Source organism: Burkholderia sp. AU15512, assembly GCF_002223325.1.
GTDB lineage: Bacteria > Pseudomonadota > Gammaproteobacteria > Burkholderiales > Burkholderiaceae > Burkholderia.
On record NZ_NKEX01000006.1, the window covers coordinates 1,221,205 to 1,240,065 of the forward strand.

17 protein-coding genes and 1 pseudogene are annotated in these 18,861 nt (G+C 68.7%); 7 read left to right on the forward strand and 11 right to left on the reverse strand.

The window, feature by feature from the left end; all coding sequences use genetic code 11:
• Positions 1 to 78 precede the first annotated feature (78 nt).
• Positions 79 to 1,206: a 4-hydroxyphenylpyruvate dioxygenase family protein gene (locus CFB43_RS24825; RefSeq protein ID WP_089496981.1), complete on the reverse strand. Its 1,128-nt coding sequence runs from the start codon at positions 1,204 to 1,206 to the stop codon at positions 79 to 81.
• Positions 1,207 to 1,561: 355 nt separating this feature from the next.
• On the opposite strand from CFB43_RS24825, the gene shiA reads away from it, so the two are divergent.
• Together shiA and CFB43_RS24840 are read left to right on the forward strand one after the other, a co-directional pair.
• Positions 1,562 to 2,869 carry a shikimate transporter gene (shiA, locus tag CFB43_RS24835; RefSeq protein WP_089496983.1) on the forward strand — a complete coding sequence of 436 codons (1,308 nt, stop codon included), beginning with the start codon at positions 1,562 to 1,564 and terminating at the stop codon, positions 2,867 to 2,869.
• A gap of 217 nt (positions 2,870 to 3,086) precedes the next feature.
• Positions 3,087 to 4,388, forward strand: a complete 1,302-nt coding sequence (locus CFB43_RS24840) for a UDP-N-acetylglucosamine 1-carboxyvinyltransferase (RefSeq protein WP_089496984.1) — start codon at positions 3,087 to 3,089, stop codon at positions 4,386 to 4,388.
• 87 nt (positions 4,389 to 4,475) lie between these two features.
• On the opposite strand, the gene CFB43_RS24845 is transcribed toward CFB43_RS24840, so the two are convergent.
• The 3 genes from CFB43_RS24845 to CFB43_RS24855 all read right to left on the reverse strand — a co-directional run bounded on the left by CFB43_RS24845 (position 4,476) and on the right by CFB43_RS24855 (position 5,811).
• Positions 4,476 to 4,964, reverse strand: a complete 489-nt coding sequence (locus CFB43_RS24845) for a hypothetical protein (RefSeq protein ID WP_226274677.1) — start codon at positions 4,962 to 4,964, stop codon at positions 4,476 to 4,478.
• A gap of 213 nt (positions 4,965 to 5,177) precedes the next feature.
• On the reverse strand, positions 5,178 to 5,597 hold the full coding sequence (locus CFB43_RS24850; protein WP_373452565.1) for a PIN domain-containing protein: 420 nt from the start codon (positions 5,595 to 5,597) through the stop codon (positions 5,178 to 5,180).
• Positions 5,578 to 5,811 carry an AbrB/MazE/SpoVT family DNA-binding domain-containing protein gene (locus CFB43_RS24855; RefSeq protein ID WP_089462651.1) on the reverse strand — a complete coding sequence of 78 codons (234 nt, stop codon included), beginning with the start codon at positions 5,809 to 5,811 and terminating at the stop codon, positions 5,578 to 5,580. Before CFB43_RS24855 ends, CFB43_RS24850 begins: the two co-directional genes overlap by 20 nt.
• 165 nt (positions 5,812 to 5,976) lie before the next feature.
• Here CFB43_RS24855 and CFB43_RS24860 point away from each other — a divergent pair, with 165 nt between their 5' ends.
• Complete coding sequence (locus tag CFB43_RS24860; RefSeq protein ID WP_089498130.1) at positions 5,977 to 6,747, forward strand: IclR family transcriptional regulator domain-containing protein; 771 nt, start codon at positions 5,977 to 5,979, stop codon at positions 6,745 to 6,747.
• A gap of 105 nt (positions 6,748 to 6,852) precedes the next feature.
• On the opposite strand, the gene CFB43_RS24865 is transcribed toward CFB43_RS24860, so the two are convergent.
• The 5 genes from CFB43_RS24865 to CFB43_RS24885 all read right to left on the reverse strand — a co-directional run bounded on the left by CFB43_RS24865 (position 6,853) and on the right by CFB43_RS24885 (position 12,959).
• Positions 6,853 to 9,153 carry an ATP-dependent DNA helicase gene (locus CFB43_RS24865; protein WP_089496987.1) on the reverse strand — a complete coding sequence of 767 codons (2,301 nt, stop codon included), beginning with the start codon at positions 9,151 to 9,153 and terminating at the stop codon, positions 6,853 to 6,855.
• Positions 9,150 to 10,844, reverse strand: a complete 1,695-nt coding sequence (locus CFB43_RS24870) for a VRR-NUC domain-containing protein (RefSeq protein WP_089496988.1) — start codon at positions 10,842 to 10,844, stop codon at positions 9,150 to 9,152. Before CFB43_RS24870 ends, CFB43_RS24865 begins: the two co-directional genes overlap by 4 nt.
• A gap of 96 nt (positions 10,845 to 10,940) precedes the next feature.
• Entirely contained in the window at positions 10,941 to 11,819 is an 879-nt protein-coding gene (locus tag CFB43_RS24875) for a MipA/OmpV family protein (protein WP_089496989.1), read from the reverse strand.
• 205 nt (positions 11,820 to 12,024) lie between these two features.
• The gene (locus CFB43_RS24880; RefSeq protein ID WP_046547786.1) at positions 12,025 to 12,336 is read right to left on the reverse strand and encodes a hypothetical protein; all 312 of its coding nucleotides are present in this window, start codon (positions 12,334 to 12,336) and stop codon (positions 12,025 to 12,027) included.
• A gap of 323 nt (positions 12,337 to 12,659) precedes the next feature.
• Positions 12,660 to 12,959, reverse strand: a complete 300-nt coding sequence (locus tag CFB43_RS24885) for a hypothetical protein (RefSeq protein WP_089498131.1) — start codon at positions 12,957 to 12,959, stop codon at positions 12,660 to 12,662.
• A 135-nt stretch (positions 12,960 to 13,094) separates the two neighbouring features.
• Between CFB43_RS24885 and CFB43_RS24890 the strand changes: the two genes are divergently transcribed.
• The 3 genes from CFB43_RS24890 to CFB43_RS24900 all read left to right on the forward strand — a co-directional run bounded on the left by CFB43_RS24890 (position 13,095) and on the right by CFB43_RS24900 (position 14,690).
• Positions 13,095 to 13,343, forward strand: a complete 249-nt coding sequence (locus tag CFB43_RS24890) for a hypothetical protein (RefSeq protein WP_089427509.1) — start codon at positions 13,095 to 13,097, stop codon at positions 13,341 to 13,343.
• A 340-nt stretch (positions 13,344 to 13,683) separates the two neighbouring features.
• Positions 13,684 to 14,115 carry a CBS domain-containing protein gene (locus tag CFB43_RS24895; RefSeq protein ID WP_089442497.1) on the forward strand — a complete coding sequence of 144 codons (432 nt, stop codon included), beginning with the start codon at positions 13,684 to 13,686 and terminating at the stop codon, positions 14,113 to 14,115.
• A 59-nt stretch (positions 14,116 to 14,174) separates the two neighbouring features.
• Positions 14,175 to 14,690 (forward strand): PRC-barrel domain-containing protein, encoded by a 516-nt coding sequence (locus CFB43_RS24900; RefSeq protein ID WP_089496990.1) that lies wholly within the window; start codon positions 14,175 to 14,177, stop codon positions 14,688 to 14,690.
• Positions 14,691 to 14,703: 13 nt separating this feature from the next.
• Here the strand turns inward: CFB43_RS24900 and CFB43_RS24905 are convergent, their stop codons facing one another.
• Together CFB43_RS24905 and CFB43_RS24910 are read right to left on the reverse strand one after the other, a co-directional pair.
• Positions 14,704 to 15,315 (reverse strand): DUF4142 domain-containing protein, encoded by a 612-nt coding sequence (locus CFB43_RS24905; protein ID WP_089496991.1) that lies wholly within the window; start codon positions 15,313 to 15,315, stop codon positions 14,704 to 14,706.
• Positions 15,316 to 15,420: 105 nt separating this feature from the next.
• Complete coding sequence (locus CFB43_RS24910) at positions 15,421 to 17,412, reverse strand: hybrid sensor histidine kinase/response regulator (RefSeq protein ID WP_089496992.1); 1,992 nt, start codon at positions 17,410 to 17,412, stop codon at positions 15,421 to 15,423.
• 384 nt (positions 17,413 to 17,796) lie between these two features.
• Here CFB43_RS24910 and CFB43_RS24915 point away from each other — a divergent pair.
• Positions 17,797 to 18,844: pseudogene (locus CFB43_RS24915) on the forward strand (sigma-54 interaction domain-containing protein).
• The last annotated feature ends 17 nt before the right edge of the window (positions 18,845 to 18,861 follow it).

Consider the following 18,861-nt stretch of genomic DNA (forward strand, 5'->3'; position numbering starts at 1 on the left):
TTTGACGTGAACGCGTGATGCCCGACGCCTGATGCCTGATGCCTGATGCCTGATGCCTGATGCGGGCGCCGCGGCGGCTCAGCCGGCGTCGCGTGCGCGGGCGAGTGCCGCGAGATTCCCTTCGCCGAACCCGTGGTGCCCCTTGCGCTGCACGATTTCGAAGAAGATCTCGCCGGGCCGGCGCTTGACGAAGGTCTGGAAGAACAGGCGCGGCACGCCGTCGCTGCCGATCTCCCCGTCGACCAGCACCGCGCGGCGGCGCAGCGCGTCGAGGTCGACGCCGTGCCCCGGCAGCCGTGCGTCGACGTCGTCGTAATAGCGGGCCGGCGGCTCGACGAATTCGACGCCGTTCGCCCGCAGCGCATCGACGCAGGACAGGATGTCGTCGGTGGCCAGCGCGACGTGCTGCACGCCCTCGCCGGGGTGGTCGGGCAGGTACGCATGCATCAGCTCGGTGCGCCGCGTGCCTTCCTCATAGACCGGAATCCGCACCGCGCCGCACGGCGACACCATCACACGCGATTCCTCCGACACGTGCCAGTGCGCGTCGATTTCGTGGATCTCGCGAAAATGCAGCAGGTCGTGGTAGAAATCCAGCCACTCCTGCATGCGCCCCGCGCCGACAGTCTGCGTGAAATGATCGACTTGCTGCAGCCCGACACCCACGCAGTCGAGATCGGTATGCGCGGTTGCGATGTCGATCGACCGGAAATCGATGTCGAAGATGGAAATATCGCCGACGCCGCCGCGCTGGCCGTCACGCCCGCGCCAGCGGTCGACGAAATAGAGGTGCGAATCGCCGATGCCCTGGATCGCCGGAATCTTCAGCTCGCCGACGCCGACCTTCTCGCCCTCGAACGCCCACGCGCCGAGTTCGATCGCCCGCTCGAACGCGCGCCGGGCGCTGGCCACGCGCAGCCCGATCGCGCAGACGCCCATCCCGTATTCCTCCGCGTAGCGCGCGGCGAACGAGTCGGGCTCGGCGTTGATCAGGAAGTGCATCTGCCCTTGCCGGTAGAGCGTGACGTTCTTGCTGACGTGGCGTGCGATCGCCTTGAAGCCGAGCTGCTCGAAGCGCTGCGCGAGCGCTTCCGGCACCGGCGCCGCGAACTCGACGAACTCGAGGCCGGCCATCCCGAGCGGATTGGCAGCCGGATCGGCAGCGGGCGGCGTATCGCAGGACAGGGGGTGGGAATTGCCGGGCATTCCAGTCTCCGGGGGCATGCGTCGATGGGGATGGCGCTCGTTGCGTGCGGAAGGCGCGGCCAGGGGGGCGACCGCGCGTCCGCTCCGAACAGGCGAGTTTTCAATGCGCCAATTTTAACCAGTTCGTTCACGGCGGCACACCCTGGCCAAACGGGATATCGTCCCGCCGCCTAGTGCAAACCCGAAAAGCGTTCGATAATCGCACGGACTTGAACGCTAATCGCGCACTCTGTCCGATTGGCCAATTGCCGCCGTGCGGCGCGCGCCCTATTCTCCGTTCACTCATCGACTTCAATGCAGCATCGGACGCGGCGCCGCCACGATTCCACGATGCGCCGTGCCAGGAGACATCGCCATGACCCCAACCTTCGACACCCTCGACGCCGCAGCCGGCGCCCGCATACGCAGCCAGGCCCGCAAGGCCGCGATCGGCAGCTTCGTGGGCGCCGTCGTCGACTGGTACGACTTCCTGCTGTACGGGATCGTCGCCGCGCTGGTATTCAATTCCGAGTTCTTCCCGAAAGTCAGCCCGACGATGGGCACGCTCGCGGCGTTCGCGACCTTCGGCGTCGGCTTCCTGTTCCGGCCGCTCGGCGGCGTCGTGTTCGGCCACTACGGCGACCGGCTCGGCCGCAAGCGGATGCTGGTGCTGACCGTGATGCTGATGGGGCTGTCGACGGTCGCGATCGGCCTGCTGCCGGCGTTCTCGACGATCGGCTGGTGGGCGCCCGTGCTGCTGGTGCTGATGCGCGCGATCCAGGGTTTCGCGGTCGGCGGCGAATGGGGCGGCGCGGCGCTGATGGCCGTCGAGAGCGCGCCGAAGCAGAAGAAGGCGTTCTACAGCAGCGGCGTGCAGGTCGGCTACGGCGTCGGCCTCGTGCTGGCCACGGGCATCGTGTCGATCCTGAGCCACACGCTCGGCGAGGCCGCGTTCAAGTCGTGGGGCTGGCGCCTGCCGTTCGTGTTCAGCATCGTGCTCGTGCTGATCGGGCTGTGGGTGCGCAAGAACATGGACGAATCGCAGGAGTTCGTCGAGAAGGTCGAACACGGCAACCGCAAGTTGCGCCTGCCGGTGCTGGAAGCGCTCACGCGTCATCCGAAGGCATTCCTGCTGATCATCGCGCTGCGCCTGGCCGAACTGTTCACGATGTATATCGTCACCGCGTTCGCGCTCAGCTATTCGACGACGAACCTCGGCATGTCGCGCGACCTGTTCCTGAACATCGGCCTGCTGGTGGGCGCGGTGAGCTGCGTGACGATCCCGTGCTTCGCGTGGCTGGCCGACCGCTACGGCCTGCGCCGCATCTACCTGATCGGCGCGCTGATCGGCCTCGCGTCCGCGGTGCCGTTCTTCGTCGCGCTGGAAGCGCGGTCGCTCGCATGGATCGTGATCTTCTCGATCCTGCTCGCTAACGCCGCGCACGACATGGTCGTGAGCGTCCAGCAGCCGCTGTTCACCGAGCTGTTCGGCGCCGAGTACCGCTATAGCGGCGCGGGCGTCGGCTACCAGTTCGCGAGCGTGGTCGGCGGCGGGTTCACGCCGTTCATCGCGGTCGGCCTCGTCAGCGTGGCCGGCGGCTCGTGGCACCTCGTCGCCGGTTATCTCGCGGTGGGCTGCCTGATCTCGCTGGTGGTCGCCGCGCGGATGCGGGCGGCGCAGTAACACGCTGACCGGATGGCCGGCCCGATGCGCGGCCGGCCATCCCGCGTGGCTCGACGATGACCTGCAATGGCGCCACTGCCTCGCGTTCGAGCGCACGACGTCAAACACTGTCAGTTACACGCGTCGATTCGCCCTTTTCCCCGCTGAACATGCCACGCCGCGTGCCGACCAATGGCATCATATGGGCCTACGTCAGTCACCGATACGCCCCCATATCATGTCGAATCTCATCGTCCACGGCGGCACTCCGCTGCGCGGGGACATCAAGCCGTCCGCGAACAAGAACGCCGTCCTGCCGATTCTGTGCGCCACCCTGTTGACCGATCAGCCGCTGCGCCTCATCGGCGTGCCGGACATCACCGACGTGCGCAAGATCCTCGACATCTTCCGCACGCTCGGCAGCGACGTGTCGGTCGACTTCACGACGGGCCTGCTCGAACTCCACCATCGCAACACGAAATTCGATCCGGCCGTTCACCGGCTGCCGGAAGCGATGCGCTCGTCGATCATGCTGATCCCCCCGCTGCTCGCGCGCTTCGGCGTCGCGCGCCTCGAGAACGACGTGAAGGGCTGCACGCTCGGCGTGCGCGAGATCGATCCGCACGTCGAGGTGTTCGAGCGCTTCGGCGCGCACATCGAGCGCACGCCCGATTCGCTGATCGTCCGTACCGACGGCCCGTTGACGGCCAACGACCACTGGCTCGACTACGCGTCGGTCACGACCACCGAGAACTTCGCGCTCTGCGCGACAGCCGCCAACGGCACGTCGACGCTGATGAACGCCGCGTCCGAGCCGCACGTGCAGGAGTTCTGCCAGTTCCTCGCGATGATCGGCGTCGCGATCGAGGGCATCGGCACGTCGCGGCTGTGCGTGACGGGCGGCCGCAAGCTCGGCGGCGGCGAGTTCCGCTTCGCCGAGGATTTCCACGAGATCGCGACGTTCCTCGCGCTCGGCGCGATCACCGGCGGCGACATCACGGTGCGCAACTCGTCGCCCGAACATTTCCCGCTAATCGATCGCACGTTCGCGAAGTTCGGCGTGACCGTCACGCACCGCGACGGCTGGTCGCGCGCGGAACGCGACGGCCCGCTGCGCGTGCGCCGGCCGTTCACGCAGAACATCCTCACCAAGGTCGAAGCCGCGCCGTGGCCGTACCTGCCGGTCGACCTGCTGCCGATCTTCATCGCACTCGGCGTGCGCGCGGAAGGCAGCGCGATGTTCTGGAACAAGGTGTACGACGGCGCGCTCGGCTGGTCCGGCGAACTGTCGAAGTTCGGCGCGCACGTGCTGCTGTCCGATCCGCACCGGCTGATCACGTTCGGCGGGCTGCAGCTGACGCCGGCGCGCGTCGAGAGCCCGTACATCATCCGCGTCGCGATCGCGCTGCTGATGGTGGCCGCGAGTATCGAAGGCCGCTCGGAAATCATGAACGCGCTGCCGATCCGCCGTGCTCACCCGCACTTCGTCGAGAACCTGCGCTCGGTCGGCGCGAACGTCGAATGGACGAGCAGCGAATAAAGCACTGACGGTACGGCGCACGCCCGGCGAACAACCGTACCATCCTCCCCACCCGGCCGGCGCCTGCGCCGGCCGCGCCCTCCCGCGTTACTCGCCTCCCCCGCAATCGACATCGCCGCCGCCCATGTGGTCGAACCCGTAGAGCATCACGGCCGTCGTGCCGCGCGCGGGGTTGCTCGGGCGTTTCGCCAGGCCTTCATCGAGCGGAGACGACGGATACTGGACACTCGTGTCCATCAGGTTGCCCGGCTCCGAGCGCAGCTCCGCTTCGGTCAGCTTGCTCCCTTCCGCGCGCGGCAGCCCGAACGCCTTGCGCACGTCCGCTTCGTTCCACGTCCCCTTCAGCGTGACGGTGACCATCTGCAGCCTGCCTTGCTCCCAGTCGAGATCCACCTTCGTCGCGAGCGGATGCACGCTGGCCGCGAGCCGGTCGGGGAACGCCGGGCCCTCGTAGTAGGCCTTCGTGTTCTTGCACGCGTCGCCGGTGTTCCGGTACTGCTTCAGCGCGCAATTGAAGCGCTTGTCACGGTAGCCAAAGGCCGTTTCGACGTAGCAGCCGAATTTCGGTGACGTCATGCGCGGCCACGCGCGGATGTCGGCGGCCGGACGCGGCAATGACGTGTCAGCCGAGGAGTTGGCAGCGGCAAGTAACGGCGCGAACGCGGCGTACGCGATAAACAGGGATTGTCGGATTTTCATGTCCAGTTCAAGTCGATGCCGGGTTTGGCCCGATGTCATGTTCGCCTGCGCTGACAGACGCGCGGGGCGGGCAACTGAAACCGTCGGTACTCACACGAACGGATTTCTCAGCACCGGCCCGCCCTCCACACGCAAGCCGTCGTGCATGTCCTCGGTGTAGAGGTATTCACAGCCGTCGATCGAAGCGCTTGCAACGATACACGCGTCGTAAAAGGACAAGCCGTGCCGCTCCGCCAGCTTTCGCCCCAGGTCATGCGTGTCGACCGAGATCGGCACGACACGGCACAAACCCCTGATCGGCTCCAGAAACTGCCCCACGTCGATCCACGGCATCCGCAATTTGCGACTGCAGACACTGGCTACCTCGTTCAATACCTGGACACTGATGGTCGGCCGCCGAAGCAGGAGCGACTCGGCCAGGTTCGCCTTGGTATCGTCCTCGGACAACAGGTAAAGCACGACGTTGCTGTCGACGAACGAGTGCGTCGCATCAGTCCCGCTCATTCGCATCATCCCGGCTGAACTTGAAATCGGCGGGCAACTTGCCACGGAAACGCCGCAACCGCTGCAGAAGCTCTTCGGGCCTGGGCTTGCGACTCACGGCGAAAACGCGAGGGCTATCGACCACGATTTCGATGTCGTCACCTTCGCGAAGCTCCAGAGCGTCGACCACACTGGCCGGAAGGCGGACGGCCAGACTATTGCCCCACTTTGCAACCTGCATATGGACCTCCTTGGATATACGTCCTCAATTGTATATCCCAGTCTCCCGTCGGCAAAGCTGGCCAAATGGGGGATCCCGTCCTCCGCACGCCTTCCACCTGAAAAGGTGCGCGATAATCGCCCATTCACGCGCGATGACCGCGCATTCCGACGCCTGCTCACGACGATGAAAAAGCCCGAACTCGACCGACGCGACTGGATTGCCGGCCTCGAAAAAGGCCTGGCGATCCTCGAGGCGTTCGACAGCCAGCATGCGCGCATGACGCCCACCCAGGCCGCCGCGCGCACCGGCCTCACGCGCACGGCCGCGCGGCGCTACCTGCTGACGCTCGAATCACTCGGCTACGTGTATACCGACGGCAAGCTGTACGGTCTCACGCCGCGCGTGCTGCGGGTCGGCTGGTCGTACTTCGATTCGGCCCGCCTGCCGCGCACGGTCCAGCCCTATCTGCAGCAATTGAGCGCGTCGCTGAACGAGTCGGCGTACGTGAGCGTGCTCGACGACTGGGAACTCGTGTTCATCGCGCGCAACGGCGTGTCGCGCGTGATGACGACCGGCTTCGTGCTCGGCGCGCGCGTGCCGGCGCCGCTGACGTCGCCCGGCGTCGTGCTGCTCGCCCATCATCCGGATCGCGAAGCCGTACGCGCGTGGCTCGACGACACCGAACTGCCGCCGTTCACGCCGCACACGATCACCAACAAGGCGCGCCTGCTCGAACAGGTCGACCAGGCACGCGACGCCGGTTTCGCGGCGATCGAACAGCAATTGCAGGTCGGCGTGCGCGGCATCGCGGTGCCGCTGAAGAACCGTCACGGTGAAGTGGTCGCCGCGCTGAGCACCAACATGCCGATCGGCGCGGAGACGGCCGACGCGGCCGTGCGGCGCGTCCTGCCGCATCTGCAGGAAGCCGCGCTCGCGATGCTGAATGTGCTGTAGCGGCAGCACTCACCCAGGCCGCGTCCGCGGCCGCCCGATCTCGCTACGCGACGGATGGCGCTCACCTGCCGGAATCGGCAGTCTGCCGGCAGCGCCTCGTCCGTCTCACCCGATCCGCCACCACCGCGGCAGCAGGTCGCGCACTTCGCGCCGCCGGTAACGGTCGTCGATCAGGTGCACGACGCCTTCGTCGTGCTCGGTGCGGATCACGCGCCCAGCCGCCTGCACGACCTTCTGCAAGCCCGGGTACAGGTACATGTAGTCGTAGCCGTTGCCGAAGCGTGCTTCCATCGCGCGCCGCATCTGCTCGTTGACGTCGTTGACCTGCGGCAACCCGAGCGTCGCGATGAACGCGCCGATCAGGCGCTCGCCGACCAGGTCCACGCCTTCCGAGAATGCCCCGCCCAGCACCGCGAAGCCGACGCCACGACCGCCAGCGTCGAAGCGGGCGAGAAAGGCGTCGCGCTCGCTTTCCGCCATGCCGGGCGCCTGCGCCCAGACGGGCACGTCCGGATGCCGCGTCTGCATCAGCGCGACCACGCGCCCCAGGTAGTCGAAGCTGCTCAGGAAGCCGAGGTAGTTGCCGGGCCGCGTCGCGTATTGCGCGGCGATCAGATCGGCGATCGGTTCGAGCGAACGGTCGCGGTCGCGCCAGCGCGTCGACACGTGGCTCGCGACGCGCACCGTGAGTTGCTCGGCGCGGAACGGCCCGTCGACGTCGAGCCAGCCCGTGTCGCCGGGCAACCCGAGCGTGTCGCGATAGAAATGAAACGGGCTCAGCGTGCCCGAGAACAGCACGGTCGCGCACGCGGCTTCGTAGCGCGGCGCAAGAAAGCCGGCCGGAATCACGTTGCGCACGCACAGCGTCGACTGGACGCGGCGCCGGCGGCCGGCCGACGCCACGCCGTCCAGCGCCGGCTGGCGCGGCATCGGTTCGCCGTGCAGCGTCGCGTCGAAGATCGACGCGCTGTCGAACGCCTCGGCCAGCACGCCGAACTGGATCGCCTCGAAATGAAACCGCAGCAGTGCATCGCCGTTCGCGCGCGGCGCGTCGGCCAGGTGTTCGCCGATTGCTGCAACGAGGTTCTGCACGGCCGACACGATCGGGCCCGGGATCTCCGGATACGCGGCATAGCGCTCGGCCTGCGCGCGGCTGACCGAGCCCCAGGCGCGGGCGAGCCGGTCGAACGCCTTGCGCAGCGCCGCGGGCGCAATCTCGCGGGCCGCCGCGAACGCGAACGGATCGAGCGATGCGCTGTACATCTTCCTCGCGCGATCGAGCAGGTTGTGCGCTTCGTCGACGAGCACGCCGACGCGCCACTGGTTCTGCTGCGCGAGCGTGTGCAGCATTGCGCTGCCGTCGTAGTAGTAGTTGTAGTCGCCGATCACCATGTCGGACCAGCGCGCGAGCTCCTGCGACAGGTAGTACGGGCACACGTCGTGCGCGAGCGCCGCTGCGCGCACGGTCTCGCGGTCGAGCAGCCCGGCCTCGATCGCCGCATCGCGCGCGGCCGGCAGCCGGTCGTAGAAGCCTTTCGCGAGCGGACACGATTCGCCGTGGCATGCGCTGTCCGGATGCTCGCACGCCTTGTCGCGCGCGACGAGTTCCAGCACGCGCAGCGGCAGCACGGGCGTGCCGGCGCCGAGCGTCGTCGCCGCTTCGAGCGCGAGCGCGCGGCCGGGCGTTTTCGCGGTCAGGAAGTACACATGATCGAGCTCGCCCTCGCCGCAGGCCTTCAGCAGCGGAAACACGGTGCCGAGCGTCTTGCCGATGCCGGTCGGCGCCTGCGCCATCAGGCACCGCTCGTCGCGTGCGGCGCGATAGACGGCCACCGCCAGCTCGCGCTGGCCGCTGCGGAACTGCTCGTGCGGAAACGCCAGCGCGCGCAGCGCCGCATCGCGCGCCGCCCGATGGGCCGTCTCGCGCTCGGCCCAGCCGACGAAGCACGCGCACTGCTCGGCAAAGAACGTCGCAAGCTCGGCCGCGCCCAGCGTTTGCGTCAGCACCGTCTCGCGCTCGGACACGATGTCGAAATAGACGAGCGCGACGTCGATTTCCGGGAGGCTGCGCGCGTCGCACATCAGGTGCGCGTAGACCTTCGCCTGCGCCCAGTGCAGCGCGCGGTGGTTGTCGGGCATCGCATCGAGGCTGCCGCGATAAGTCTTGATCTCCTCGAGACGGTTCGCCACCGGGTCGTAGCCGTCCGCGCGGCCGCGCACGGTGAGCGTGCCCCAGGTGCCCGTCAGCGCGATCTCGGTTTCGTAGCGGGCGCCGCGGTTCGACGTGACCGCGCCGTGGCCGGCGATGCCTTCGAGCGCGGTCGGTGCGGGCGTGAAGCGCAGGTCGAGGTCGCCGCGTCGCGCGGTGAACTCGCACATCGCCCGCACCGCGACGACGTAGCTCATGCGGACAGTCCCGCCGCTTCGGCGTGCGCGACGCCCTCGCCGGCCCACTCGACATCGATCACGCGCACCGGGATGCCGTGCGCGACGCAGTACGCGAGCCAGCGCGTCTGGTTGTCCTGCAGGCGGTCGCCGGGGCCTTTCACCTCGATCAGCTCGTAGCGGCGCTCGCCGGGCCAGAAGCGGACGAGATCGGGCAACCCCGAGCGGTTGCTGCGGATATCCGCGAGCAGGCGCGTGAACCACAGCCGCAAGTGCTCGGGCGGCAGGCATGCGAGCGCCTCGTCGAGCAACGCGTCCGTCAGCACGCCCCAGAACACGAACGGCGATTGCAGCCCGGCCTTCGTCGCGAAATGCCGGCGGATCGTGTCGCGATAGGCGCCCGAATCGAGCTGCGCAAAGCACGCGGCGAACGCTTCCGCACGACGCGCGACGAAATCGGGTGCGTGCAGATCGGCCGGGCCGCGCTGGAACGGGTGGAAGAACGCGCCGGGCACCGCGGCGAACACGGGCTCCCAGCACAGCAGCCCGAACAGCGAATTGATCAGCGTGTTTTCGACGTAATGGACCGGCGAAGCCGGCTGCGCAAGATGGTCGCGCACCGCGAATTCGACACTGACGAACGCATCGGGGCGCGCGATCAGGAGCGTCTCGCGCGGCACGTCTGCGACCGCGGCAGCACGTTCGACGCGCTGGCCGAGCCGGCGCTGCAGGCGCGGCAGCATGCGCTCGACACGCTGGCGCTCCTCGTCGCTCTCGAAGCCGCCGCGCGCGGCGAGCGCCAGCGCGAGCGCCTCGTCGTCACGCCCGCAGCGTTCGAGCACGCGGATGCGCCGATGGCGGCTGCCGGGCCATGCGCTGCGTGCATACGCGTCGAGCGCGCCGTCCCAGTCGGCCCGGCGCTCACACGTCTGCCCGAGCGCGAACAGCAGCTTCGCGCGACGCGTCGCAAGCCACGGCTGGGTGCAGCCAACCGCGTCGATGGCGCGCATCAGGTCGTCGAACGGCAGATCGTCGGGCCACGCGTCGAGCGCGTCGCGACACATCTGCAGCGCGAGGTACGCATCGACGTCGCCGCGCTGCTGGAACGCACGCGACGACGGCGCGATCGGCACGCTTTCATACTGGAACACGCCGAGATCGGCGAGCACGAACTCGCTCCAGTCCTGATGGAGATTGCCGAAGAACATCAGGCGCAGCCGGTCGCACAGCGCGCCGACCGTCACGCGCAGCACGCGGTCGCCGGCCTGCGCGCACCACGCGTCGAGCGGTTGCGCGACGTCGTGCGCGGGCCGCAGCCGCTCGAGCCAGTCGGGCTTGCGCTCGCCCGCATGCGCGGCGAGTGCCGGAAAGATGCGCAGCAGATCGGCCTTGGTCGACAGCGCGAACAGTTCGTCGAGCGTCAGCGCAGGCGCCGGATCGACCCAGCCGAGGGTGACGAGCGGCGCGACCGCGTCGAGCGCGCAGCCGATTTCGTCGTAGACGAGCTTGCTGGCGCGGAAGTCGGACCCGTTGCGCATCAGCATCCGCACGAGCAGCGCGCGCGACGCCTGCGGCAGCGTCGTGAACTGGCGGACGAACGCGTGCTCGTGTGCGTCGAACAGGTCGGCGTAACGCGCGCCGAGCCAGGCCAGCGCGCGTTCGAAATTGGTCAGGTAGTAAAACGCCGGGGGCGTCGGCGATGCAGGCGTCACGGGGATCGATCACTGTACATTTGTACAGGTCGGAATCATATCAAATGTGACGGCAACTGCCGCACGCCCCGTCGGCGATCGGCTTCCCGGCCCCGCTCAGAACTGGTAATTCACCGACATGTCGAACACGCCGTTGGTCTTCTGCTGCGTGATCGGGCTGTGCGCGGCGCGGCCGACGAGCTGCTCGAGCGCGCCGTCGATCGTCACGAACCAGTGCTTGTTCACGAACCAGGCCATCGTCACGCCCGCGCCGACCGACTTGAGCCCGGCCCCCGACGAATAGGCCGGCAACCCGGAACGCGCGGCGGCGCCCTGGCTCACGCCGAACCAGCTGTTCATGTAGCGCGAATCGGCGAACGACACGGTCGGCCCCGCGAACCAGAAGAAATGCTCGTTGCTGCCCGGCAACGGCATGTATGCGGAGAAATCGCCGACCCACCCATTCGAGCCGCCGATGCTGCGCCGGATATCCGCGCGCAGCACGAGCGGAAATTCCTTCGAGATCACGTAATCGGCCGCCAGTTTCATCACCGGTGCCGCGTTGATGTTGTCGAGGCCGTTCAGGTGCTGGATGTCGTCGGCCGAGCGGCGCCCGAGGTCGTAACCGACGGACAGGCTCACGCGCCAGTTCGGCCCGCGCAGCACGTTCGCGCCGAGCCCTTCGCCGGTCGACAGGAAGAACAGGTCGCGATAGCGGATATCGACCGTCGGGCCGCCCATCACGCGATAGCGATCGGAGCCCGCATAGCGCGGCTGCAGCGTCATCGCGGCGCCCATGCTGATATCCCAGGTGGAGACATTCGGCTCGAACAGCTTCTGGAGCGGCACGCCCGCCGAGTATTGCCACTCGCCGAGCGGTGAAGGCGTCTGGGCCGACGCGTCGCGGGCGCCGGCCGCGGCGAGCGCCGCGCAGGCCGACACCCCGGAAACGAACCGGCGTGCGCCGGGTGACAGCAAAGGGCGAGCAACAGTCATCAAGGTCCCCGTCGGTTGCGCGAAACGAACCCGAAGTGAAGAAGCGCATTGCGCCTCTTCGGCTGCAGCGGCTGGCAGCCTGCGGCGCGAACGTAGCGTGCGCTGAATTAACGGACATCCTACGCGACACGCGCGCGGACGCAAAGCGCCCGCTGCGTGCGGGCACTTTGCCGTACGCGGGACAGTCCGGTGAAGCGGGATGGAATCAGAATCGCTCGACGTGATAGTCACCGGCCAGCGCGGCCGGGCTGCGCGTCGACATCATCCGCGAGAAGCCGTCGGCGAGCCGACCGAGCGCGAGTTGCTTCTGGCTCGCATCCCAGTGCGTATAGGTGTCGTACGCGGCATCGTCGAACGACACGGTGACGGCGGCCGGGCGGCCGCTGGCGCGAAAGCCGATCTGCAGCACGCCGCCCGGCAATTCCTCGATGTGATAGCGCAACGAGCGCGATTCGAAGTAGCGGCCCAGCACCTGAGCGATCGCGCGCTTGTCTGGCGATTGCACGTGAATGTCCATGAGGGTCCTCCTTTTTTGAGTGTTCGCGCGGACGGTTGTGACGCACCGCCTCCCGGCATCCGCATCGGTGGCGGCTGCGACGGCGGGTCGCCCTGCGGCGGCCCGTCTGGCACGGGCGGATCGACGGGATCGTCGTGCCCGGGCGGCGGCGGATCCGGGTCGACATCGGGCGTCGTCGGCTCGGGGCGGTGCAGCCTGGATGGCGTATTCATGTCTCTCCTGCGCGACGGCGCGCGCATCTCGATGGCGCCGGCATCGTGCGCAAGCGGCGTGCCCGCTCCTGCGCGCCCGGTTGCCCGCTCCGGTCGGACGCTGCCGCGCACTCAGTCGTCGTAGGCCGCCATCACCAGCCACATCGTGCGGCCTTCCGCGGTCAGCCGCGCCGCGAGCGCGAACCGGTCGGACGGCGTGCATTCCGCGACGAGCGCCCGCTGCGCACGCTCGGGGCCGTCGTAGACGGTGTCGTTCAGTTCGCGAACCTCGTCCTCGCCGTCGAACATGCGCCGCTCGGGCCGATAGACCAGCGACTCGCGCTTCCATGTGTCGAAACGCTCGCGTACATGGGCGAAATCGCCGCCGCATACGTTCGCGTCGTAACGTATTCTTTCCCTGGATGCATTCATCACGATGTCCTCTCGTCCACGCCGACGGCGCGCGTGGCTGCGCAGCGTGCGGTTTCGCCAACGCGCAACCGTCGTGCCGTCGGCCCGCGCAGGCATGGCGCTTGCGCCTCTATCCATGACCAAGGAGGTTCGACCATGACCGTTCACGCCCCCGGCCGCCACGACGCCGTGTCACCGGCTGCCGGACTGCTCTGGCTCGCCACGTCGCGTCCGCCGTCCAAAGACAAGACGGAGGAACGCATCGACGAGGGCCTCGAGGAGACGTTTCCGGCCAGCGACCCGCCCGCCGTGGGCGGCGCGACCCGTATCGATCCTGCCAAGCCATCCGGCAAGCACGAACGCCGCTCGCCGGACGTCCCTTCACCGCCCCGCGATCACGGCTGACGGCGGCAACCGGCCCGCGCTGCGCGGCGGCGCAGCCGCGTGCCGGAGCAATCTGGAGTTGATCTGATGAAACGCCTTGAACGCAGATGGCATGAAGTCAGCGGCGCCGCCGGCGTCGCCGCGCTGGCGGCGATCGAAAGCGCGGTGGTGCTCGCGATCGTCGCGATGACGGGCATCGGCCACTGAGGTCCTGCCCCGCCCGCTCGCGGCTGTCGCCGTGGAAGATGTACAAGCGGGCTGGCAAATTTCTCCGTCGCCTCGCCGGCCAGGCCCGGCGTGTGCGGCCCGCGCGCGGCACGCCTTCTGCTCCCCGATAGTCTTGCTCACGAAGGAGACGTTCATGTATCGCGTCACCGAGATCATGTCGCGCGACGTGGTGTGCGTCGCGCCGACCGACACGATTCGCCACGCGGCCGAACTGATGCGGCGCTTCGATATCGGCGTGCTGCCCGTTTGCGACGGCGCCGAACTCGTCGCGATCGTGACCGACCGCGACCTCGCGGTGCGCGGACTGTCGCACGGCCATTCGTCCGATACGCCCGTGCAGGCGGTCGCGTCCCAACCCGTGCAGTGGTGCGTCGAGGACGACGGTGTCGGCGACGTCCAGCAGCGGATGGCCGACGTGCAGTTGCATCGGATGCCGGTGCTCGACCGCAACCGGCGGCTGGTCGGCATCGTGTCGCTCGGCGACATCGCGACGCGCGCCGGCGGCCCCGAGCGCGACGAGCTGGCCAATACGCTCGAGGACGTGTCGCTGCCGCGCCGGCGTTGACCGGCGCCCGTTGATACCGCGTGGCCCGCCCGGGTGCCGCTTCGACCAGGAGGTGTTCGATGACAACGGACAGACCGTCGCGTGACGACACGCGCATCGTCGGCGGCAATCGCCGCACGACCGGCGGCGGGCCGGGGCCCGACGTGATGGCCGCCCGCACGCTCGAAGGCGATCGCGTGCTGACGATGGACGGCGACGACATCGGCCAGATCGCCGACATCATGCTCGACGTGCGCTCCGGCCGGATCGCGTATGCGGTCGTGTCGGCGGGCAACCCGCCCGGGAGCGGCGACAAGCTGCTCGCGGTGCCGTGGAACGTGCTCGTGCTCGACGTCGAGCGCCGCTGCTTCGTGTTGCCCGTCGCCACCGAACGCGTGCGCGAAGCCCCCGGCTTCGGCAGGGACCGCTGGCCCGCCATGGCCGATCCGGCGTGGGCCGAGGCGCTGCATGCGTACTACGGCAGTTCGCCGTACTGGCTGATCGAGGAAGGCGAAACGGCGCTCGACTCGCCGCCGTACGAGGCGTCGCCGGGCGGCCCCGAAGCGCCGGAAAGCCCTGACGGCGGCAAGCGGTAACGCGGATCGGCGCTCAGTGTGCGGCCGCCACCGTCTGCGCGAGTTGCCGGGCGGCGGTCAGGTGCGCCTTCAGCGTCGGCAACGCGTTGGCCGCGAACGCGCGAAGCTGCGGATCGCGGCCAACGCGCGCCTCTGTTTCGTAGAGCCGGATCGCTTCTTCATGCGCGCGCGGGCCCGCCAGCGCGACATAGGCCGTGTCGAACGCATGACCTTCCTTGGTTCGCAACGCGGTCACGGCCGGATCGACGAGCATCCGCGACTGGACCGGTACGCCCTTGGTCGCGCCAAGCTCCCGCAATTCGGCGGCGAGCCGTTCGTGATCGTCGACCATCCGGCGCGCGAACGCCTTCACGTTGGGGTTCGACGAGCGATCGAGCGCGAGCTGGCTGGCCTGCCGCTCCACCTTGCCGATCATGCCGGCCTTGTCGATGAATTCGACATCGATGCCGGTCGGCCGCTGGGTCATGCCGGCCTCGTCGGGCGTCGTGCCGGGGCGGATGACGCCCGGCGCGACCTGGGCCGACGAAGCGGGTAACGCCTGCGCATGAGCGAGTACGGCGATCGATGCGCCGACGCTCGCGGCCAGCATGATCGCCGCCGGCCGATGAATTCGATTCGTGTTCATCCGGACCTCCGTGTGTCGCGACGGAGCGGGCCGGCCGCGCGGGCGCCGTTGCGCCCATCGCGCCGCCTCCCTTCGTCATGACCGGGCGAGCCGCCACGCCGGCTGCTAGCGGCCGCGCCCTTTCCGATCGTGCGCGGCGTCCGGCGCGACATCGGCGATCACGCTCGCCAGCGTCGGCATGTCCACCGGCTTGCGCAGATACGCGTCGAACCCGGCCGCCATCACGCGGTGCCGGTCGGCGTTGCCGGCGTGGGCCGTGACCGCGACGACGGGCAGATGCCCGCTGCTGCCCGGCAAATGACGGATGCGGTCGAGCAGCCAGAAGCCGTCACCGTCCGGCATGGCGAGATCCGACAGCACGACGTTCGGCGCCTGCCGCTCCACCGCGTCGAGCGCGTCGTGTCCCGACTGCGCGGTCGATACCTGCGCGCCCATCGTTTCGAGGGCCGCGGCGAGGCTCGCGCGCGATGTCGCGTCGTCGTCGACGACGAGCACGCGCTGGCCGTCGAGCGTCACCGGCTCCGGCGTGGCCGCCGCGTGCAGCAGGTTGTCGGCCGGATCGTCGATGTCCCAGCCAGCCGGCAGCGTGACCGTGACGGTCGTCCCGCGCCCGGTGCCCGCGCTCGTCGCCACGACATCGCCGCCGTGCAGCTGCGCGATGTGGCGCACGATCGACAGGCCGAGCCCGAGGCCGCGCTCCGGCGACGCGAATGCGCGTTCGGGCCGGCTGAACGTCTCGAACAGGTGCGGCAGGTATTCCGGCGCAATGCCCTGCCCCGTATCGGCGACCGACAGCCGCACGCGCTCGCCTGCCCGGGCCAGCGCCACGACGATGCGCCCGCCCGGCGGCGTGAACTTGATCGCATTCGACAACAGGTTCGACAGGAGCTGGCGCACGCGCTCGCGGTCCGCCGGAATCACGCAGGTCGGCATCGCGTAGTGGGTCGACAGCTCGAGCCCGCTCGCCCGTGCCGTTGCGTCGAGTTCACGCGTGGCATCGCGCACGATCCGCACGAGATCGACCGGCACGCGCTCGAGGCGCAACCGGCCGGTCGCGAGCGACGACGCGTCGAGCAGGTCGGCCACCATGTGCGACAGCGACCGCGCGCTGCGATCGATCGCGTCGACGGCCTGTTGCGCGAGCCCCTGGCCGTCGATGTTGCGCAGCACCTCGACCCAGCCGTAGATCACGTTCAGCGGCGTGCGCAGCTCGTGCGACACCGTGGCCAGCAGTTCGTCCTTCAGCCGGTTCGACGTGTCCGCCTGGGCGCGTGCGTCGCGTGCGCCGCGCAGCGAGCGCAGGTTGCGCCGCTCGTCGCGGCGTCGTTCGTGCGCGTCGCGCAGCGTCATCGACAGGCCCGTGCAGTTGCCCTGCGCATCGACCATCGGCGAGGCGGCGAAGGTCGCCCGAAAACGGCTCCCGTCGCGTCGCACGCACAGCACGTCGAGCGGACCGACCGGCGCGTGCAGGTTCGCGAACGATGCGGGCAACGGATGGCGGCGCAACCAGCGCGGCGCGATCATCGCGGCGACGTCGCGCCCGGCGGCCTGCGCCGCGTCGATGCCGAAGATCCGGCGCGCGGCCGGATTCCAGCTCGTGATCCGGCGTGCGGCATCGACCCCGACGATCGCGTCGGGCGAAGCGTCGACCACACGGCGCAGCAGGCGGTCGTCGGGTACCGGCACAGGTGCGACCGGCGCCGGTTCGCGATGCGGCTCGCGGGCGTCGGCGTTGCCGCTGTCATCGGGTTCGCGCAGGCGATCGTTCGCGAGCAGCGGCTTCACGGCCATCACGAGCACGCACTCGACGAAGCTGATCGCGACGAACGCACCGGCTTGTACGAGCAGCGCGGCCAGCGGCGCATCGCGCCACCACAGCGTGCCGATCACGGCCACGCTCAACGCGGCCGCGACCAGCCCCCCGCCGAACGACGTCAGCCAGGCGGCAGCCGCAACGCCTGCATAAAAGGGCAGCGGCGCAAATGGCGCGTGCTCGCCGACGACGCGAACCGCCCACGCCTGCAGCGCGGACGCCAGCCCGACGGCCAGCACGATCCATGCACCCTGCCGTAACAGCTCACGGGTCAGGGTCCTCATTGCATCCTTGCCTCGCGCCGGCTCCGGTCGCACGGCGTCATGCCGCAAGTCGACCATCCGGCCTGCCGTCGAGCGTGCCGGGCGAGCCTGATGGCATCCGCAAGCGGCATGCCCGGCGCGTATCGCAGGATGGCTGCCTGCCTGACTCCGTCTGTCGGGTGTGCCGTAACCGGTTGAGCACCGGCCGGTGTCGCGCGCTGCATCAACGCACGTTGGTCATGACCAGCTTTTTCATCGAAATTCTGTAAAAAAGCACCGATACGACCCCGGATGGCACAGGAGTGCCGCGATGCGCGTCAGGACTCGATGGCCTGTTTCTTCCGTCCCCGCCGCGTACATTGGAAATTTCTATTTTGCGGCACCTTCGTGGTCGTTTCGCTGTCGATGAAAATATTGCAATCAACGGAGCGCGTGGTGCCGATTTTCAAAACGGCCCCACCCATGCCGATCCATGCCAATGGGAGAAACCGCAAACCGGTCGAAGCAACGTGCGGACGGCCGCCGGTTGTCCGGCCGGTCCACCGCGATGCGCACGCTGCTCGGCCGCATCGAGAAGATCGCCCCGACCCGCGCCAGCGTGATGATTGCCGGCGAAAGCGGGGTCGGCAAGGATATCGTCGCACGCCGGCTGCATGATCTCAGTGCCCGCTGCGACGGCCCGTTCGTCCCCGTGAACTGCGGCGCGATTCCGCCCGATATCGCGGAATCGCAATTGTTCGGGCACGAGAAAGGCAGCTTCACGGGTGCCATTGCGCAGCGCGAAGGGTTCTTCGAAGCCGCGCGCGGCGGCACGCTGCTGCTCGACGAGATCGCGGAAATGCCCGCGTCATTGCAGGTGAAGCTGCTGCGGGCGATCGAATCGAACGTGATCGTGCGGGTGGGCGGCACCGAGCCGATTGCGCTCGACGTGCGCATCGTGTCGGCCACGCGCCACAACCCGGCCGAAGCCGTGCGCGACGGCCGGCTGCGCGAGGACCTGTTCTATCGTCTCGCCGCGTTCGCGCTGTACGTGCCGCCGCTGCGCCAGCGCGACAGCGACATCGAGACGATCGCACTGGAATTCGTCGACGCGCTCAACGCGCGGCACCATGCGCACAAGCGGCTGACCGACGCGGCGATCGCCGCACTGCGCGCGTATTCGTGGCCCGGCAACGTCCGCGAGCTGCACAACACGATCGAGCGCGCGTACATCCTGGCGGACGAAGGCATCGACGTCACGCTGCCGAAGCCGGCGATGCCGCCCGAGCGCCTGTCGGAGAACACGATGGCGCTGCCGCTCGGCGCGACCTTGCACCATGCGCAGCAGCGCTTCATCGCGGCGACGCTGCGCCACTTCGACGGCAACAAGCCGCGCGCCGCGAAAGCGCTCGGGATCAGCCTGAAAACGCTTTACAACCGGCTCGCGCTGATGCGCGACAACGGCCGCTCCTGAGCGGCGCGGCCGTCTTT

Excerpts from the sequence above, each read along its gene's own strand:
- CFB43_RS24855 (WP_089462651.1), bottom strand. The coding sequence starts at position 5,811 with ATGCAGGTTGCAAAGTGGGGCAATAGTCTGGCCGTCCGCCTTCCGGCC.
- CFB43_RS24860 (WP_089498130.1), top strand. The coding sequence starts at position 5,977 with ATGAAAAAGCCCGAACTCGACCGACGCGACTGGATTGCCGGCCTCGAA.
- CFB43_RS24900 (WP_089496990.1), top strand. The coding sequence starts at position 14,175 with ATGACAACGGACAGACCGTCGCGTGACGACACGCGCATCGTCGGCGGC.
- CFB43_RS24825 (WP_089496981.1), bottom strand. The coding sequence starts at position 1,206 with ATGCCCGGCAATTCCCACCCCCTGTCCTGCGATACGCCGCCCGCTGCC.
- CFB43_RS24875 (WP_089496989.1), bottom strand. The coding sequence starts at position 11,819 with ATGACTGTTGCTCGCCCTTTGCTGTCACCCGGCGCACGCCGGTTCGTT.
- CFB43_RS24840 (WP_089496984.1), top strand. The coding sequence starts at position 3,087 with ATGTCGAATCTCATCGTCCACGGCGGCACTCCGCTGCGCGGGGACATC.
- CFB43_RS24845 (WP_226274677.1), bottom strand. The coding sequence starts at position 4,964 with ATGACGTCACCGAAATTCGGCTGCTACGTCGAAACGGCCTTTGGCTAC.
- CFB43_RS24885 (WP_089498131.1), bottom strand. The coding sequence starts at position 12,959 with ATGAATGCATCCAGGGAAAGAATACGTTACGACGCGAACGTATGCGGC.
- CFB43_RS24880 (WP_046547786.1), bottom strand. The coding sequence starts at position 12,336 with ATGGACATTCACGTGCAATCGCCAGACAAGCGCGCGATCGCTCAGGTG.
- CFB43_RS24905 (WP_089496991.1), bottom strand. The coding sequence starts at position 15,315 with ATGAACACGAATCGAATTCATCGGCCGGCGGCGATCATGCTGGCCGCG.
- CFB43_RS24850 (WP_373452565.1), bottom strand. The coding sequence starts at position 5,597 with ATGCGAATGAGCGGGACTGATGCGACGCACTCGTTCGTCGACAGCAAC.
- shiA (WP_089496983.1), top strand. The coding sequence starts at position 1,562 with ATGACCCCAACCTTCGACACCCTCGACGCCGCAGCCGGCGCCCGCATA.
- CFB43_RS24890 (WP_089427509.1), top strand. The coding sequence starts at position 13,095 with ATGACCGTTCACGCCCCCGGCCGCCACGACGCCGTGTCACCGGCTGCC.
- CFB43_RS24895 (WP_089442497.1), top strand. The coding sequence starts at position 13,684 with ATGTATCGCGTCACCGAGATCATGTCGCGCGACGTGGTGTGCGTCGCG.
- CFB43_RS24865 (WP_089496987.1), bottom strand. The coding sequence starts at position 9,153 with ATGAGCTACGTCGTCGCGGTGCGGGCGATGTGCGAGTTCACCGCGCGA.
- CFB43_RS24910 (WP_089496992.1), bottom strand. The coding sequence starts at position 17,412 with ATGAGGACCCTGACCCGTGAGCTGTTACGGCAGGGTGCATGGATCGTG.